This window comes from Methanosarcina spelaei (assembly GCF_002287235.1).
Lineage (GTDB): Archaea > Halobacteriota > Methanosarcinia > Methanosarcinales > Methanosarcinaceae > Methanosarcina > Methanosarcina spelaei.
The window spans coordinates 1-16,139 of record NZ_LMVP01000224.1; the positions used below are offsets into that span (position 1 = coordinate 1).

At 40.2% G+C, this 16,139-nt stretch carries 11 protein-coding genes and 1 pseudogene; 5 read left to right on the forward strand and 7 right to left on the reverse strand.

The genetic code is table 11. The features are described 5' to 3' along the window. The 3 genes from ASJ81_RS11540 to ASJ81_RS11550 form a co-directional block, all read right to left on the reverse strand. Positions 1–1,074 (reverse strand): IS1634 family transposase (locus tag ASJ81_RS11540; protein ID WP_095643524.1); only part of this gene is annotated, 1,074 nt, incomplete at its 3' end. 61 nt (positions 1,075–1,135) lie between these two features. Further along, positions 1,136–1,399, reverse strand: a complete 264-nt coding sequence (locus ASJ81_RS11545; RefSeq protein ID WP_245860093.1) for a hypothetical protein — start codon at positions 1,397–1,399, stop codon at positions 1,136–1,138. Between the two features lie 60 nt (positions 1,400–1,459). Further along, positions 1,460–3,043 carry a transglutaminase-like domain-containing protein gene (locus ASJ81_RS11550; protein WP_095644576.1) on the reverse strand — a complete coding sequence of 528 codons (1,584 nt, stop codon included), beginning with the start codon at positions 3,041–3,043 and terminating at the stop codon, positions 1,460–1,462. Between the two features lie 204 nt (positions 3,044–3,247). On the opposite strand from ASJ81_RS11550, the gene ASJ81_RS11555 reads away from it, so the two are divergent. Both ASJ81_RS11555 and ASJ81_RS11560 read left to right on the forward strand, forming a co-directional pair. Continuing rightward, complete coding sequence (locus ASJ81_RS11555; protein ID WP_095644577.1) at positions 3,248–3,775, forward strand: GNAT family N-acetyltransferase; 528 nt, start codon at positions 3,248–3,250, stop codon at positions 3,773–3,775. 628 nt (positions 3,776–4,403) lie between these two features. Continuing rightward, on the forward strand, positions 4,404–4,703 hold the full coding sequence (locus tag ASJ81_RS11560; protein ID WP_095644578.1) for a carboxymuconolactone decarboxylase family protein: 300 nt from the start codon (positions 4,404–4,406) through the stop codon (positions 4,701–4,703). Positions 4,704–4,945: 242 nt separating this feature from the next. Here ASJ81_RS11560 and ASJ81_RS11565 read toward each other — a convergent pair whose 3' ends face one another. Then, positions 4,946–5,179 carry a DUF2795 domain-containing protein gene (locus ASJ81_RS11565; protein ID WP_095644579.1) on the reverse strand — a complete coding sequence of 78 codons (234 nt, stop codon included), beginning with the start codon at positions 5,177–5,179 and terminating at the stop codon, positions 4,946–4,948. 387 nt (positions 5,180–5,566) lie between these two features. On the opposite strand from ASJ81_RS11565, the pseudogene ASJ81_RS11570 reads away from it, so the two are divergent. Further along, positions 5,567–5,767 (forward strand): annotated as a pseudogene (locus ASJ81_RS11570) (aldo/keto reductase); the annotation flags it as partial. 427 nt (positions 5,768–6,194) lie between these two features. On the opposite strand, the gene ASJ81_RS11575 reads toward ASJ81_RS11570, so the two are convergent. Next, positions 6,195–7,538: a right-handed parallel beta-helix repeat-containing protein gene (locus ASJ81_RS11575; RefSeq protein ID WP_095644600.1), complete on the reverse strand. Its 1,344-nt coding sequence runs from the start codon at positions 7,536–7,538 to the stop codon at positions 6,195–6,197. An 867-nt stretch (positions 7,539–8,405) separates the two neighbouring features. On the opposite strand from ASJ81_RS11575, the gene ASJ81_RS11580 reads away from it, so the two are divergent. Continuing rightward, on the forward strand, positions 8,406–9,605 hold the full coding sequence (locus ASJ81_RS11580) for an aldo/keto reductase (RefSeq protein ID WP_095644580.1): 1,200 nt from the start codon (positions 8,406–8,408) through the stop codon (positions 9,603–9,605). Positions 9,606–9,703: 98 nt separating this feature from the next. On the opposite strand, the gene ASJ81_RS11585 is transcribed toward ASJ81_RS11580, so the two are convergent. After that, the gene (locus ASJ81_RS11585; RefSeq protein ID WP_095644581.1) at positions 9,704–10,270 is read right to left on the reverse strand and encodes a flavin reductase family protein; all 567 of its coding nucleotides are present in this window, start codon (positions 10,268–10,270) and stop codon (positions 9,704–9,706) included. Positions 10,271–10,896: 626 nt separating this feature from the next. Between ASJ81_RS11585 and ASJ81_RS11590 the strand changes: the two genes are divergently transcribed. Further along, the gene (locus ASJ81_RS11590) at positions 10,897–11,241 is read left to right on the forward strand and encodes a hypothetical protein (RefSeq protein WP_245860101.1); all 345 of its coding nucleotides are present in this window, start codon (positions 10,897–10,899) and stop codon (positions 11,239–11,241) included. A gap of 1,039 nt (positions 11,242–12,280) precedes the next feature. Here the strand turns inward: ASJ81_RS11590 and ASJ81_RS11595 are convergent. Next, positions 12,281–16,057 (reverse strand): hydantoinase B/oxoprolinase family protein, encoded by a 3,777-nt coding sequence (locus ASJ81_RS11595; protein ID WP_095644583.1) that lies wholly within the window; start codon positions 16,055–16,057, stop codon positions 12,281–12,283. Between the last annotated feature and the right edge of the window lie 82 nt (positions 16,058–16,139).

Consider the following 16,139-nt stretch of genomic DNA (forward strand, 5'->3'; position numbering starts at 1 on the left):
TTTTTTAACGGTTTTCAAATCTACTTTTTCAAACACAATAGAAGGGAAATCTGCAGTCCATTTTTCTGCTGCTTTTAATGCATCTTCTTCACAGAAGAAGTCCTCTCCTACCAGTTTTTTAAGCGACTTTTCTGCTTTTTCAAGTTCATTTTGAAGCTTCTTTCTGAGAGTTATCTCTTTCTTTTCTTTCATTTTATGAGAAAGCAACAAAACCCACTTTTGCTTGACTCCCCCATAATCAACAAAGGTTTGATAAAATGAGTATCTTTCATCGCTTTTCAGTGGCTTCAGGTTTAGATTTGCAGTTAGCAGTTCCTTTGCCTCATTAATTGTTGCAGGAACACGACTGATCCAGAATGACTTTCCTATATTATTGATATTATTGTCAGTGTAAAAGGAACTATCAGCGACATAGTACACTTTGCTTTCAGGACTTAAAGCTGATTTGAGAGACTTTATTGCTTCCAGAATTGTGCTTTTGTCGGAAGCATTCCCTGAATGAGTGTTCATAAAAAGGGGTATTCCATGCTGATTTACAATCAAACTTAGCACAAATTGTTTGAGATCCCATCTTCCGTTTTTGGGAATTCCAAAAGTGATATCAATAGACTCCGTTTCTTCGTCTTGATAATCACCATAAACGCTGACACTTGTAGTGTCAGCGTGTAAACAATGGACAGGAATAGGTAGACGGTTCATAATGTGAAGAACAATTTCCGTAAACAGTTTTGTAGGACCATACTTTACGATTCTGTCAAGAGTTTCTCCGATAGCATATTGATTCAGATCTTCTCGTGTTACACCTTCTCCAAAAAGTCTTTCTATAGAAATATTCCTGAAAAAGTCAGGAAAAAGGTATAGACGTTGACCTATGAAACCAAGACCATTGAGTACCATGGCAAGGATGCAGACTGAGTGAGGAATCTTGTGATCCCTTTCCTTTGGGAGTTTCTCATCGATCAGTTTGTCAACTTCAAGTTCTCGGAAAACTCCAGCAATGAGACCAAGGTGACCTAAAAATCTTGTACGTTTTATTGAGGATTCGACTAGTCGACTGTTGTTTTTGTCTGCCATGGAAAATCAAGAAAAAAGATGTGAGAATAATTATATTAACTTATATGTTTACCTGCCGAATCTAGGCTATTACTTTTCCTGCCTGCATAATAGGAGAACCGCTATCTCCCGGTTCCGGCATATCAAGGCATCGAAAGCCCAGGTAAAGCAGTGAAGCTCCAGCGTTAACTACTCTGCACCGGATAATATGTGCATCATTGACAAGGAAAGCTCCCTCCAGTTCAGCTGCACTGCCAATCTCGGTAATTTTAACCATACATTCAGGAGGAAGCTTTATGAGAGCCAGATCGAAATCTTTCAAAACTCTTGTAACAGTAAGTCTCATTCCGTCAACTATAAGAGAGTCTCCTTCCCCCCTGAATACTCGATGAATTCTGGAGACCGTTTACGATGTAATCCCCTGTTCCCAGGCTTGCTCAGTCATCACGATCAGTGCTGAATTAGTATTTTCTGTATACTTATCATATCCAGAGGACATTGCCTGATCGAAAAACGAGATTTCATAGCCGTCAGTGCTCTCTGGAGTTTTAATCATCGTTGTTTCAATCAAGTTCCAGTTCCCGTCCGCTTTAAATCCTACAAACACATGACCAGGAATATGGATCAGTGCCGTATCCATACCTACAGACTCAAGAGCAGACGCATAAAGTACAGCCAGATCGTCGCAATCTCCGCCTTTCAGGGATAATGTTTCGGTCGGTGTCTGGATATAATCTATGCCGGTTCCCAACGGGTCATTGGGATCGGAGACGTAACACACTCCATATTGACCAAGCGCATCAAAAATTAGTTTGGCTTTATCCAGATCATCATCTGTACCCATTGTCGCACTTGCTGCAATATTTCTTACATTCGAGTCATGCGGATCGATATAATACGAATAAAACGATTTTGATGAGATGCCTACATCTGCAGATGCCAATTTAGAAGTATCTGCTAACGGAAGAGCATTTTTACCATATACCTTGAGAGGGACAGTACTTTCCACAACAGGCTGTTTTGTTCCTGATGAACTGTACTCAAGTTTCAAATACAGATTTTTTGTTGATTCTTTGCCAACCTTTTCAAATACATCTTCGGGTATGCTTGGTGTTACCCCTATTTTCGACACTTTATTCGGAGAGATCTCACTGATGGATGATGAAACCCAATTACCACCTTCAATACGGGTAGACAGAATAACATTTTCTGCAGACGACTCTCCATTGTTAGCAATGGTCACCTGGAAAAACTTCTTTTTGTTATTCACATAATAACTATATACTGCTGGACTCACACCGGACATATCGGATACTGCACTTGAAACCGCCAGTTTTGAAGGAGAGTAGGATTCATAATCCCCAACAATATTCATTTGTTGTCCGAATTTCAAGATTACTAACTGTGGCTCGGGAGAATGATAATTATTTGCATTACCATATTGCACTTTGTATGTACCAGGTTTCAATTCTATTGATATCTGCCCATTGCCCTGAAATTCTCCGTTTATGAATATATCACCATTCACAGAAGAGGTTTTGACTATTAACTTTGATACTGTCCTGGCATTAGGGTCTGTACCGGACTCAAAGATCTCCTGATAATCTCCATATAAGTCCCCGTCAGAATTTTCGCTCAACGGATTAGTTTTGTATTTATTCACTTCGTCAAAGTCCGAGATTTTGTCGGAATCGGTATCGCCGTTTGCAGGATCAGTATGGAGTGTGCTGACTTCATATCCATCCGAAATTCCATCAGAGTCCGAATCAGATGCAAATATGCTGGTATCATGCTGAATTTCACCTGGAGTGTTTAATCCGTCTCCATCGAAATCCCCAACAATAGCTCCTGTTCCACACAGAGCAATAATTATTATTGTCGGGGCAGTATAATTGAACCTGAACCTGTGAGCAGCCCCAAACAAAACAACAAGTATTATTGCTAGTTTGGCTAGCCTTGCTATTGTGTGTGAAATATCAGCATCAATCAAAAGTATGCCCCCCTGAAAACAGAAACTAGAATGTAAATCCAACTTAACTGCAAAAAAATAATATGTAAGTGTAATTATTTGAAAGTTTCTTCCTTTTAATCCTTTATATGCTTGCGTATTTTCTCTTTACAATTTAGTGACTTTAAGCTCTCTTTAGTATTATTCAGCATAAATATTATATAAAAGTAAACCCAAATCGTGTACATGCCTCTTTCCCTACACCCTATCAATACCGAACGTCTATATCTGCTTCCTGCCACCTCGGAGCTGTATCTTCTAGAACTGCACGACCGCCAGGCGTTTGCTTCAGCTCTTAACGCTCATGTCCCTGAAGAATGGCCACCTGTTCAAATAACCCCTGAAGTGATAGAAGATTTCATTGGGCGAATTCAGGCAAAAAACCGGAAAGTCTGGAATTTTTACTGGTTTCTTCCCCAGGAAAGTCCTGAACAACCTGTATTGATCGGAAGCGGAGGATTTCTTGCTCACGAGAACGGGACACTTGAAATAGGATATTCTTTGCTTGATGCATATCAAGGTAGAGGATATGCAACCGAAGCTGTTCAATCAATGACGCGGTGGGCTTTTTCCAGCCTCAAAAGCAACAGTATAGTAGCTTATACATATCCTCATCTGAAAGCCTCAGTTCGTGTCCTGGAAAAGAATGGTTTTATTTTAAAAGGGGAGGGCCCAGAGGAAGGAACCATAGCTTATGAATTTTTGAATAATTAAAATTCTATCCTTGACTCCATAGAAGTTCTAATAGAAGATATCTTTATAGGAAATAATTTAAGTACTTCGATAAAATCCCATAAACCCGCAGTATAAACTTAATTTTATATATTTATAAGTATTATAGTTGTATGGGCATCTGTAAACTCTTCATTTAACACCCTCCATCTATCTCCGTTCCTCCACTTCAAAAACTGATGCCCTCTTTTTTCTAAAACTTTCTAAACTCTTTGTCGAAAAATGTACGCACAAAAACGAACTCTACCCATTTTGCTTTCTGCTTTCCTCTTTCGATCTTTTCTTGCCTTCTTACATTCTTCTTTTGATTTTTTCTTTCATTCTTGCCTTTTCCTTTCGATTTTTTCTTGCCTTCTCCTTTCGATTTTTTTTCATTTCTTCTTATCTACCTCCTTTTGACTATTACCCTTTTCTTCTAACCTTCTCTTGATCCTTTTTCTCTTTCTTCCTTTACCTCCTCCATTTCCCCTGATCTATTTCTTTTTCTATCTTTCCTGTTTGTTCAAAGGAAGGACTTTTAAATTAATTGATAGTATTTAATTAAAAAACGGATCTAATAAATGGAAAAATAATAAAATCAATATTTTGTAATAGGAACGGAGATGGTACATTGACAGAAAATCCATTAAAAGTTATTGTGGACCAGGACCCTCAATTATTTACCCTTCTTGAAAATACACGCGAACTTGCTTTCGTGGAAGACGGAATTCCTCTCAAATACAAATTTCTGCTTGCAATGTCTCTCGATGCAGCTAATGGTGCGGTAAACGGAGTAAGATCCCTTGCAGTTCAGGCAATGCAGGCGGGAGCGACAAAAGAAGAAGTAATGCAGGCAATAAGGATAACTCAGTACATTTTTGGAGTTGGAAGCGTTTATACAGCCTCTGAGGCCTTGAAGGACATTATGTAAGTAGTATAAAAGGAATTCATGTACTAAGGAAATCGTTATATCGCCAGGGAGTTTCTTGCCTTTATGTATCGATTTTGGAGCAAAAAAGAGTCTTAAATTCTATCATTGAAGCTAAAATAAGATAATGGTTATCAGATAAATAAAAATATAAAGAACTCTATAAAACCAGGAACAAGAGATTTGAAAATAGATCTGCCGCATTTGCGGCAGAATACTAAAACAAATAAAAAATCACCTACTTTTTAGGCCGGGACGCCTATGTAAACTATATGAAGTTCCTCTGCTAGGTCTTCAGCACTATTGTATTTTTTGTCCGGAAGCATACCAAGTTCCCGTAGTATATCCGGAATTGCTTTACTTTTTCTTGCTTGTTCAATAACCTCTTTTCTTTCTATAGGAAAATCCAGATTTTTTAACATCTTTTGAATTTCCAGAGGAAGTTCGGTGACATATTCTCTTTTACTTTCAGTTTCCATTATATTTCCCCTTTACTTTTGTTTACTCCTTAAAATTCTCTGATGACACCTGCAAAGTTTCTATGCTTCTTTTCCGAAGACTAATATATTTTGCAGCATGTCATCTCTATCGTTTTTATAATTAGAATTTAACAACATTTTCCTTCTTTGCAGACTAGATAGTCTGCAAAGTTTCAGAAGGAAGATGAACTTTTTTAGCATAATTAAAATGACGATTTACTATTTAAATCTTAACAATATTCTAAAATAATATGTTAAAATTTAATACTTCAATTTATTTTAGTAACAAAATATCTTGTAGAATAGAAAAAGAACAATAGAAAAAGAACAATAGAAAAAGAACAATAGAAAAAGAACAATAGAAAAAGAACTGCAGGAGAAGGACAGATGCTTTACAGAAAAGTTCCAAAGAACGGAGACGAACTTTCGATACTTGGATTCGGATGCAAGCGCCTCCCTGTGAAAGAGGATGGAACAATTGATGAGGAAAGAGCTACCCGGCAAGTTAGATATGCAATCGACCAAGGAGTTAACTATATTGACACGGCCCGGCCGTATCACATGGGCGAAAGCGAACCTTTCTTTGGGTGAGCCCTTGAAGCTGGTTACAGAGAAACTAGAAGGACCTGACCTGGAGCAAAGAATGGTCATTACTAAACAACTCTTTAAAAAAGATATTTAAAAAATATTCACAATCGTGATAGTGCCATAACTCCAAAAAACTTCCGATTTTATATGGTCGAAGCCAGTTAAAGAGAGATTAATGACCCAGCACACTTTCAATGTAATAACACTTTTTTGTTTTTGTACCTTAATCGAGTCCAGAAGCACAGGTTTTTTACTGAGCCTATCCCAAAACCTTGAGTTTTGAATAATTGCTCTAATTTCTAAACATGAAAATAGTATAGATTTGGGAATGAAATTGGTTTTGGGATGAGCTCACTACTTACTGTACTATTCACTATCCCTTTCTGTTTGAGTTTGACTGGTATTTTTATGATATTTAATAAATGTATCAAGTACATCCGGCACCAATGCAAGGAGAGTCTGGTTCCAAATGATAATTGTGTATACTCCGGTTTACAAAAAGAGGGTCTGCATATGTGTCTGTACTTGATGTGCAGTTATGGTAATTACCTGCAGAGTTATTGTACAAACAGTTATTTTCCAGCACAAAAGCATCTGTTTCAGGGAGATAATTGATTATTGCATATCCAGTTCCATCAGGATCTGTTTTACGCTTTTGGGTGTTTACAATTATGTTCTTACGAACAATTGTTGTGTGTTCCGTGCTTGAGGGTGAAAGACTGGAACGAGTTTCATAGGTAGGATAGGTTTGGATGCCTATGGGAGACATGTGAATAATTGCCGCATGATATACCTCGTCAAAGACATTGTTTTCGATGAGAGTATCATAAAATCCACTTGTTATTATACCTCCTACACAGTTATTATTTGGGTTCGTGCCAGTATTATAAAAGATATTGCGAAAAATATGGACGTTCTGGGCTTCCTCCCTTGGATAGGACTCTAACCAACCTATTAACCAGATTCCAGACCCATAAATGTCATGGATAATATTATTATATATCTCTACGTCATTAACAGTCCCTGTTGTTTTCTCAACCATAATGCCAGAGTCGCCTCCACTCCAGTGATAAAAAGAGTCAATTACATTATCATGAAATCTTATGTGGTTTGAATTTAAAACTCTAAGACCGCAATCAGTCCTGATGGTTATTTTATTATTCCAGGCTTCCAGGTTCTGACAATCTTCTGCAAAAAAAGCATTATGACCCATTTTATAGATAACGTTATTGTAAAACTGAACATTGTAACTTCGGTCTACTTTAAATCCTTCTCCATGCCCGTCATGCATATACATGTCATGAACTTTGATATCCGTGGAATTGGAGAAGTAGATCATATTATAAAATCCATACCCAGTTGGTTTATCCAGATTATTGTCATGGTTTCCGTCGATTTCAAAGCCTTCTATAGTAACTTCATGTATCCCTGTGCTGTTCATCTGCGTTATCATGGGCTTACCCACTGGCCAGTTTGCATTGTCTTCGAGTTTTACTACAGCCGTAGAATCTCCTTCTAAGGTTGTATTATTTCCAATGAGAATACTATCTGAGACAACGTATGTATATGGGCCTTTAAAATAAACGGTTGTGAGGTACGGGTTTTCCGAAACATATTTAAGGGCTTTGTTTATCTCTACCTGATCATCAACTCCATCACAGTTGAAATCTCCACTTCCGTTTCCTGCTACATACACAGTCTTACTCTGTATGGGGCTACCAAGGTTTAAATTATCAAAATCGAGTGGATTGTATATAGTCTTATTTTCCATTATTGTAGTCTGATTATCCTGTTCAATAGCTGCCGAAGCCGTAGATGAAAAAACAATTAAAAATAAAATCAGAATCGCTGATACCAAGCCTGTTAAAAAGTGGTTTTTTACCTGTCTCATTATTATATTCCTTCATTTTCTTTTTATTTTTCATTTGATAATGTTAATATAATCTTTTAAATTATATAGTTAAAATTTTCCATTAAAACATAATATTTAAAAATTAATATAATATGGAAGAACTTATAGCATTTTTTCAAATTTACTGTGAAGCTGGTCCCAATACTTAAATTACTTCTCTGAGTCCTGTATCCCGAATAATCAATCAAGTTTCAGATCACGAAAAATAACTCAAGGAAAAAAGGAAAAACATAAAAAATTAAAATACGATTATATAAAAATAAAATTGGTTTTGGGATAAACTTTAAAATAAAAATTAACTCTTTATATGCTGAAGGATAAACAGATCTTCTGACATCAAATTTTCCATCCAATAACTTTTTGAAATTATAATTTCCAGAAAATCCAGAGTACTGCCAAACTTGTTAAAAGTAGCAAAAAGCCTCAAATCCTAAAACTTAACTCTAGCTGTCCTCCTGAAACTAAATTCGTATCTTTATCTCGGAATTACCCCATTAATCCGCTTGAGCGAGCGAAGTGAGCGAAACGGAACCGTCCTCCTGAGGCGGGACTCAGGTGACGGGACTCGGAAAGTGAAACTTCTTTGTTCATAAATTAATCCGCTTGAGCGAGCGAAGTGAGCGAAACGGAACCGTCCTCCCGAGACGGGACTCGGGTAACGAAGCGTAATTCGGGTGTAGAAACCCTTAAAATAACATAAAAGCTTAAAACAGAGGGGTAACGGAAATGCTACACCGAAAAATGCCAAAGAACGGAGATGAACTTTCAGTACTGGGATTCGGATGCATGCGCCTCCCTGTAAAAGAGGATGGAACAATTGATGAGGAAAGAGCTACCCGGCAAGTTAGATATGCAATCGACCAAGGAGTTAACTATATTGACACGGCCTGGCCGTATCACATGGGCGAAAGCGAACCTTTTCTTGGGCGGGCCCTTGAAGCTGGTTACAGAGAAAAGGTCAGGCTTGCTACGAAACTTCCCTCGTGGACAATAAAAAAGAAAGAGGACATGGATCGTATTCTAAATTCGCAACTTGAAAGGTTGAAAACTGACCATATCGATTATTACCTTGTGCACGGGCTTGTGGGGCTTTTATGGGACAAAATGGAAAAGTTTGATGTGCTGGATTTCCTTGACAGGGCAAAGGCTGACGGCCGGATTGTCAATGCCGGTTTTTCATTCCACGGGACTATTGACGATTTCAAACGAATCGTGGATGCGTATCCCTGGACTTTCTGCCAGATTCAGTATAACTTTCTGGACGAAAAGAACCAGGCCGGAACGGAAGGGCTTGAGTATGCCGCTTCAAAGGGCCTGGGAGTTATTATTATGGAACCCCTGCGTGGAGGCAAGTTGACTAATCTCGTGCCTCCTGAAGTTCAGAAGATCTGGAATGAAGCACCTGTGAAGCGCACACCTGCAGAATGGGCCCTTCGATGGATATGGAACCGTCCAGAGGTTACGGTTGTGCTATCAGGCATGAATGAGGAGTCGCATATTGAAGAAAACCTGAAAATAGCATCTGAGGCATATCCTAATTCCCTGACTGATGCCGAACTTCAGCTTGTAAAAAAAGCGGAACAAAAATACAGGCAACTTATGAAGACCGCCTGCACGGGCTGCAGATATTGTTTGCCCTGCCCTTCAGGCGTCGATATTCCCGGCTGCTTTGAGATCTACGATAACTTTTACCTGTCAGGCAATGAGAGTGAAGCAAAACTTATGTATGCGGCAAAACCCGGGGGAATTATAAGAGGTGATGTCCCTGGTTATGCCTCCCAGTGCATCCGGTGCGGGCAATGTGTTGAAAAATGCCCACAGCATCTGGATATTCCTTCCCTGCTCGAAGCCGTGAAGGAAAAATTTGAGGGAAAATACCTCAAAGGATGGAAGATTCTGGCGAAAAAGACGTTCAGAAAGGAATAAAAAATAATTTGAGATGTATAAAGACGTAACCGTTCTGAAAGTTCTACTGCTTTTTATTTTCTTTTATTAATTTTTTATTAACTTTTATTAACTTTTGTTCAGCACTCCTTTCCTATCGAAAAAGCTTTTCCAAGGTTACATCCAACGCCATAGTAGTCTCTATTTCCAGGGTTGTATATAACAGGTCTGATTTTCTCAATATCAGGGTTTCCTTTTTCATCGAGCACGGATTCATCGGCTTTAATATCAAGGATTTCTCCTACAAACAGGGTATGGAGCCCTATCTCAAAGTTATGCAGAAGCTTGCACTCGAGGATAACCGGAAATTCACCTACGTAAGGAGCAGGTACAAGCTCGCTTCTTACCGGCGTCAGGCAGGTGGCCTCAAACTTATCTTCGTCCCTTCCGCTTGTAATGCCGAAGTAGTCGGCCTGCTTTACATAAGCTTCTGACGGGATACTAACCGTAAATGCCCTGTTTTCCATAATCCCTGCATAGCTGTAGGTCGCTTTTCTTAAGGATACGCTAACACATGGAGGGTTGGAACAGCAGATTCCTCCCCAGGCTGCAGTCATGCCATTTGGCTTTCCATTCATGTCATATGTACCGACAACCCAGGTTGGAGTCGGAAATGCGAGTGGTTTTGCTCCTATTGATTGTTTCATATTTTTACTTTTCTTTTCGATAGTACAAAATGCTTTCGTGACTTATCATCATGTGTTTTGTTACTTGAAAGTTTTATGGCAAATTTCAGGAGAATTTAAGTTTTTTAATTCAAGTACTTTTTAATTCAAGTACTTTTTAATTCAAGTACTTTTTAATTCAAGTGCTTTTCTTATATCTGCAACATGTACAATTTTTAAACACTTATGCTCATGTATAACTTCACATAAGAATTTCAGTTATATTTATACATGGAACTTATCACAATTATACACGACGCTAATCTGCACTTATCTACTAAACTCGTCTGTACTTAAATTTATAGAAAGCCTGTCTTCTTTAATGTTTCCAAATATTTATTATCTTCAGAGTCTTAAAGACAATTTTTCAATGAGGTTTGCTGCACCAGTTTCAATAATTTCCGATTTTTTTCGTCGGGCAATTAACAGCCCCGAAAATTCGAAATCAGTTAAAAATTATTGTATACCTTTGATAGTTGCCGTTATATAATATGCGAACAATAAGATAGATAAAGGAGTACTAAATTCATTACTCCTCTTTCCGGAGAAAAATACGATAAGGGACTCTCTGGCAAGGGAAAAATTATGGGGGTGCAAGATTGCGAAACGTGAACAAGTACGGTAAGCTATTGCTTAGTGCATATATCATGAAGAGAATGAAGTCAGGCGGATCTCCAGGGAAAAGGGGAATTTTACATAAATATGCTAAGCTGGCCCTTGGTGCATATCTCCTGAACAAACTCCGGTCAGGGAGAGTTGAAAAGGAAGAAGAAGCCAAAGTAGAACCGGAAGAAATGATGCTTAATGAAGCAGAAGAAGTTGAAAAAGGTATGGGGAGGCCTTCAATGAGAATGGGTAAAATGATTTTAGGTGGTCTTGCAGGTGCAGTACTCTTATACTCTATTAAAAAACGTGTTGCTAAAAAGAAAGGGCATAGAATCGCAGTGGGATGAACCTATTAGAAGATAAATCTGTACAAATAAGTTAGGACTTATGCGGTTGAACTGATAACTCAATAGCATTAAACCTTCAACTCTTTAAAACACTAAACAGGTCACAACGCCCAAAGTGATTAATATAAAAGTGATTGAGATTGTACTTCAAGTGCGTAAGTTCTCTAAGTAAATGGTGTAAACTCCTGCTAGCTATGCTTGCAGGAGCTGCCATTATCATACCGTTAAAGACATTTGTGCTATAACAGGCTCCTTCCAGAAACTTTAAAATCGTTTTTCAAAGCAGAAGCAGGTTCCTCTAAAGGTAAAACCGATATTCTGAGCTGCAGACCTTTGCTTTCAATCGTGACTTCCCTATATGGATCGAGTTCGACATATGCTCATGAACAATGCAACCGTTACGAAAGAAAATGTAATAGTTAGAAGTTATGCTTTAGAAGAGCCTGTATACGGATTACTGGACACAGAGTCCAGAATGTTGATGTAGCCGACAAAAATGTAAAAAGTATCTGAAAAGGATCTGCTATTGAATGAAAATAAGTGTAGGCTGCTGACATATTTGTTTAATGAGACCAAACAATAATAGAATTGGAAATTTAATTCCGTTTACTGAGACTGAATTATAGTTAAAAGCTTGAAAGACTTCATAGAGTTTGTTTCAAAATTATACATAATTCCATTAAACCAATGTCTGAAAATAGAGAAATTAAGATCAATAAATCTAAACGGAATTTACTTTTTTGGTTAAAATTGTAAATATTAGAAATTTTTGAAACATGCTCATTATAAGCGAATAGGTAACTACCATGGGAAATATCAACTGATTATTAAGGAACCACCTTAATTTTAGATTACAGTTTATTTTAGATTACAGTTCATTTTAGATTACAGTTCATTTTAGATTACAGTTCATTTTAGATTACAGAGAATTTCGATAAACCTCAGTTTATGGCTGGTTGCTTATAAATGGTATATAAGTAACTTCTTGATATTAGAGGTTTATCGAAATTCTCTACAGTTTATTTTAGATTACAGTTTATTAATCTTCCTTCTCGCCATAACCCCCACCTCCCGGAGTCTCGATTACAAAAAGCTCTCCTGACTTCAGCTCAACTTCGGCCTGGCCTTCAATTTGAAGAACACTACCGTCCCTGCGGACAAGTGAGTTTCTTCCGCATTTTGCAGGCATTCCGCCTTTGAGCCCGAAAGGTGGAAGTTTTCTGTGGCTTGAGAGAATGGCAGCGTTCATATCTTTCAGGAACCTGATCTTTCGGACAACCCCGTTTCCACCTCTGAATTTGCCGTCTCCACCGCTTCCTTTCAGGATGGAAAATTCTTCAAGCAAAACAGGAAACCTCGTCTCAAGAATTTCAGGATCGGTAATTCTGGAGTTGGTCATATGAGTGTGCACAGCATCCGTTCCTGAAAAGTCCGGGCCTGCTCCTGAACCTCCGCAAATAGTTTCATAATACTGAAAATCAGCATTTCCGAAGGTAAAATTGTTCATCGTACCCTGAGAAGCCGCAAGCGTGCCAAGAGCTCCGAACAGGGCATCAACAATGTACTGCGAGGTTTCAACGTTCCCTGCAACAACGGCAGCAGGAGGCTCTGGCTTGAGCAGAGAGCCCTCGGGAATAATAATCTCAAGCGGCCTCAGGCAGCCTTCATTCAGTGGAATGTCACTTTTTACAAGCATCCTGAAAGCGTAAAGTACAGCAGCTATGCAAACCGATGCCGGAGCATTGAAATTATTTGAGAGCTGAGGAGGAGTACCTGTAAAATCAATTTTGGCGCTCCGGTTTTTACGGTCAATTGTAACCTTCACTTTAATTGCGTTTCCATCATCGAGTGTATAAGTAAATTTCCCGTTTGCAAGCCTGTCAATAACTCTTCTGACTGCTTCTTCAGCATTATCCTGCACATGTCCCATGTAGGCTTCAACCGTTTCAAAGGAAAACTCTTCAACCATTCTGCACAGTTCGGACAGGCCTTTTTCATTTGCTGCAATCTGTGCTCGGATATCCGCAATATTCTGGTCAGGGTTCCTTGCAGGGTATTTTCCCGAGCCCAGCCACGTCTTTAGCCTTTCTTCACAGAAACGGCCCTGTTCTACGACTTTCATGCCTTCGCTCAGTACCCCTTCTTCAACAATTGTCCTGCTACCAGGAGGCATCGACCCTGGGCTGATTCCTCCAACATCGGCATGATGGCCTCTGGAAGCCAGGTAGAACAGGATTTTTCTGGAGTTTCCAAACATCGGGGTAACAACCGTAATGTCAGGAAGATGGGTTCCTCCATGGTATGGGGAATTGATCAAAAATACATCCCCGGCATGCATTTCCTGTAACTGTGTCCGGATAAGGGATTTTACACATTCTCCCATTGAGCCCAGATGCACAGGGATATGAGGAGCATTTGCTACCAGGTTTCCCTGACTATCAAAAAGAGCACAGGAGAAGTCCAGCCTCTCCTTTATGTTTACTGAGTGGGCAGTGTTCTGAAGGGTAAAACCCATCTGCTCGGCAACTGACATGAATCTGTTATTGAAAATCTCGAGCATTACAGGATCAACATCTGTTCCTATGGCTGCATGGCCCGAGAGTGGAACTTCCCGTTTAAGGAAAAGGTGGTTGCGTTCAGTAATCGTGCCTTTCCAACCGGGTTCGAGCACAATGGTTGTGTTTTTCTCAATAAGCACTGCCGGACCGCTTACATGGGTTCCGGGCTTGAGCTCATCCCTCTGAAAAACCGGGGTATCGTGAAACTCTCCATTGCTGTACATCTTCACCGCAGCGACAGGAGAGAAAACAGGATTCTCTTCCTTTTCCAGCACAGGGTCCAGAACTCTTTCGTTAATTCCGATGATATCTACCGAAACAGCTTCAACAATCAGGGATTTTCCTTCCATTACAAATCCGAAGCGCTTCCTGTGGGCTTCCTCAAAGCCCTTCGTGAGAACATCCGTGTCCGAAAAGTCGATGACAAGCTGTGTATCTGAACCTGCATAACGCATATGGACCTTATAGAGCGCAGTTATTCGAGATTGCTGCACGCCCTGTTTGAGCATGCGCAAGCGGCCTTTATGCTCAAGCTCGGAAAATATCGTTTTCAAATTATCTACCAGCGTGTCCGAGAGCTCGCTGCCTATATAGCGTTCTTTTATAAGTATCTGGTCTGCAAGTCCCATGCCATATGCCGAAAGTACACCTGCATACGGATGAATGAAGATGCTTTTGATCCCAAGGCTGTCTGCAACCCTGCAGGCATGCTGAGCAGCAGCTCCTCCAAAACAGCAGAGAGTATACTCTTTTATATTGTATCCTCTCTGGACCGAGATTTTCTTGATGGCATTGGCCATATTCTCGACTGCAACCGAAAGGAAGCCCTCGGCTACCTGCTCAGGCGTCCGGCTATTGCTTTCGTTTTTGCCTTCACCTGAAACCTTTTCTGCAAGCTCTTCGAATTTCCTGTGCACAAGTTCGGAGTCAAGAGGCTGATCAGCCTCAGGCCCAAAGATTCTTGGGAAAAACTCAGGCTGCAACTTTCCAAGCATGACATTGCAGTCGGTAACCGTAAGCGGCCCTCCTTTACGATAACACGCCGGCCCTGGATCCGAACCTGCCGAATCCGGCCCTACCCTGAACCTGCCTCCCTCGTAATGAAGTATGGAACCTCCGCCTGCTGCAACCGTATGTATGCGCATCATAGGCGAACGCAGGCGTACCCCAGCAATCTCGGTTTCAAGGCTTCGCTCGTATTCTCCGCTGTACTGGGCTACATCCGTAGATGTGCCACCCATATCGAAAGTAATGATTTTTCTCGCCCCTGCCATTTCCGAGGTTGCAACCGCTCCAACAATCCCACCGGCTGGACCGGACAGAATACAGTCCTTGCCCTGAAAAGTTTCCGCATCCGTAAGCCCTCCACTGGACTGCATAAACATAAGCCTGGGACTTCTTTTAACTTTGTTCTCTTTTCCTTCCCCGCTATTTGTTTCGGTTCCATTTTCTGTCCCTTCCCCATTTTCTTTTTCTATCCTGTCTCCATATTCTTTTTCGTTCCCATCTCCATTCCCTTTTTCTGCCCTATCCCCACTTTCTTTTTCCTCCTTTCCGTCTTCCAGGGATTCCTGTACCATATTAACGTATCTGCGGAGCACAGGAGAGAGATATGCATCCACTACGGTTGTTTCCCCCCTGCTTACGAGTTTAATTAGTGGGCTTGCCTGATGGGAGAGGGAAACCTGCGTAAAACCGATTTCTCTGGCAAGCCTGCCGAGTTTGAGTTCATGCTCAGGATACCTGTATGCATGCATAAGTACGATTGCAGCTGAGCGAATTCCGGCTTCAAAAGCCGCTTCAAGAGCTTTTTTTGCGTTTTCGAGGTCAAGAGGCACAAACTCTTTTCCATCGGCTCCGGCCCTTCCGGAAACCTCGATAACCCTTTCATAAAGCTGTTCCGGAAGTTCGATTTTCTGAGCAAAAATATCCGGACGGTTCTGGTACCCGATTCTCAAAACATCCCCGAACCCCCTATTTATAACAAGTACAGTCCGTTCTCCTTTCCGCTCAAGAAGAGCATTTGTACCGACTGTTGTTCCCATTTTCACGGATTCTATGATTTCAGCAGGCAGAGACGCATTTCCTGGCAGCCCGAGAATCTGTCGGATTCCGTGCATGGCTGCATCTTTATAATGACACGGATCGTCGGAAAGAAGCTTGTGTGTGATCAGTTTTCCATCAGGGCTGCGGGCTACGATATCAGTAAACGTGCCTCCGCGGTCTATCCAGAACTGCCATCCGGCTTTGGGGGACATGAAGAGAATAATTGTAGAGGTGGTATTAATTATTAATCGGGGTTTGAGGTTTCAGTTTGGTTTTCAGAAAGCAACGAACTTA

Bases quoted from the DNA above. Each gene is read 5' to 3' on its own strand.
- ASJ81_RS11545 (WP_245860093.1), bottom strand. From the start codon at position 1,399: ATGAGACTTACTGTTACAAGAGTTTTGAAAGATTTCGATCTGGCTCTC.
- ASJ81_RS11555 (WP_095644577.1), top strand. From the start codon at position 3,248: ATGCCTCTTTCCCTACACCCTATCAATACCGAACGTCTATATCTGCTT.
- ASJ81_RS11565 (WP_095644579.1), bottom strand. From the start codon at position 5,179: ATGGAAACTGAAAGTAAAAGAGAATATGTCACCGAACTTCCTCTGGAA.
- ASJ81_RS11575 (WP_095644600.1), bottom strand. From the start codon at position 7,538: ATGGAAAATAAGACTATATACAATCCACTCGATTTTGATAATTTAAAC.
- ASJ81_RS11580 (WP_095644580.1), top strand. From the start codon at position 8,406: ATGCTACACCGAAAAATGCCAAAGAACGGAGATGAACTTTCAGTACTG.
- ASJ81_RS11585 (WP_095644581.1), bottom strand. From the start codon at position 10,270: ATGAAACAATCAATAGGAGCAAAACCACTCGCATTTCCGACTCCAACC.
- ASJ81_RS11595 (WP_095644583.1), bottom strand. From the start codon at position 16,057: ATGTCCCCCAAAGCCGGATGGCAGTTCTGGATAGACCGCGGAGGCACG.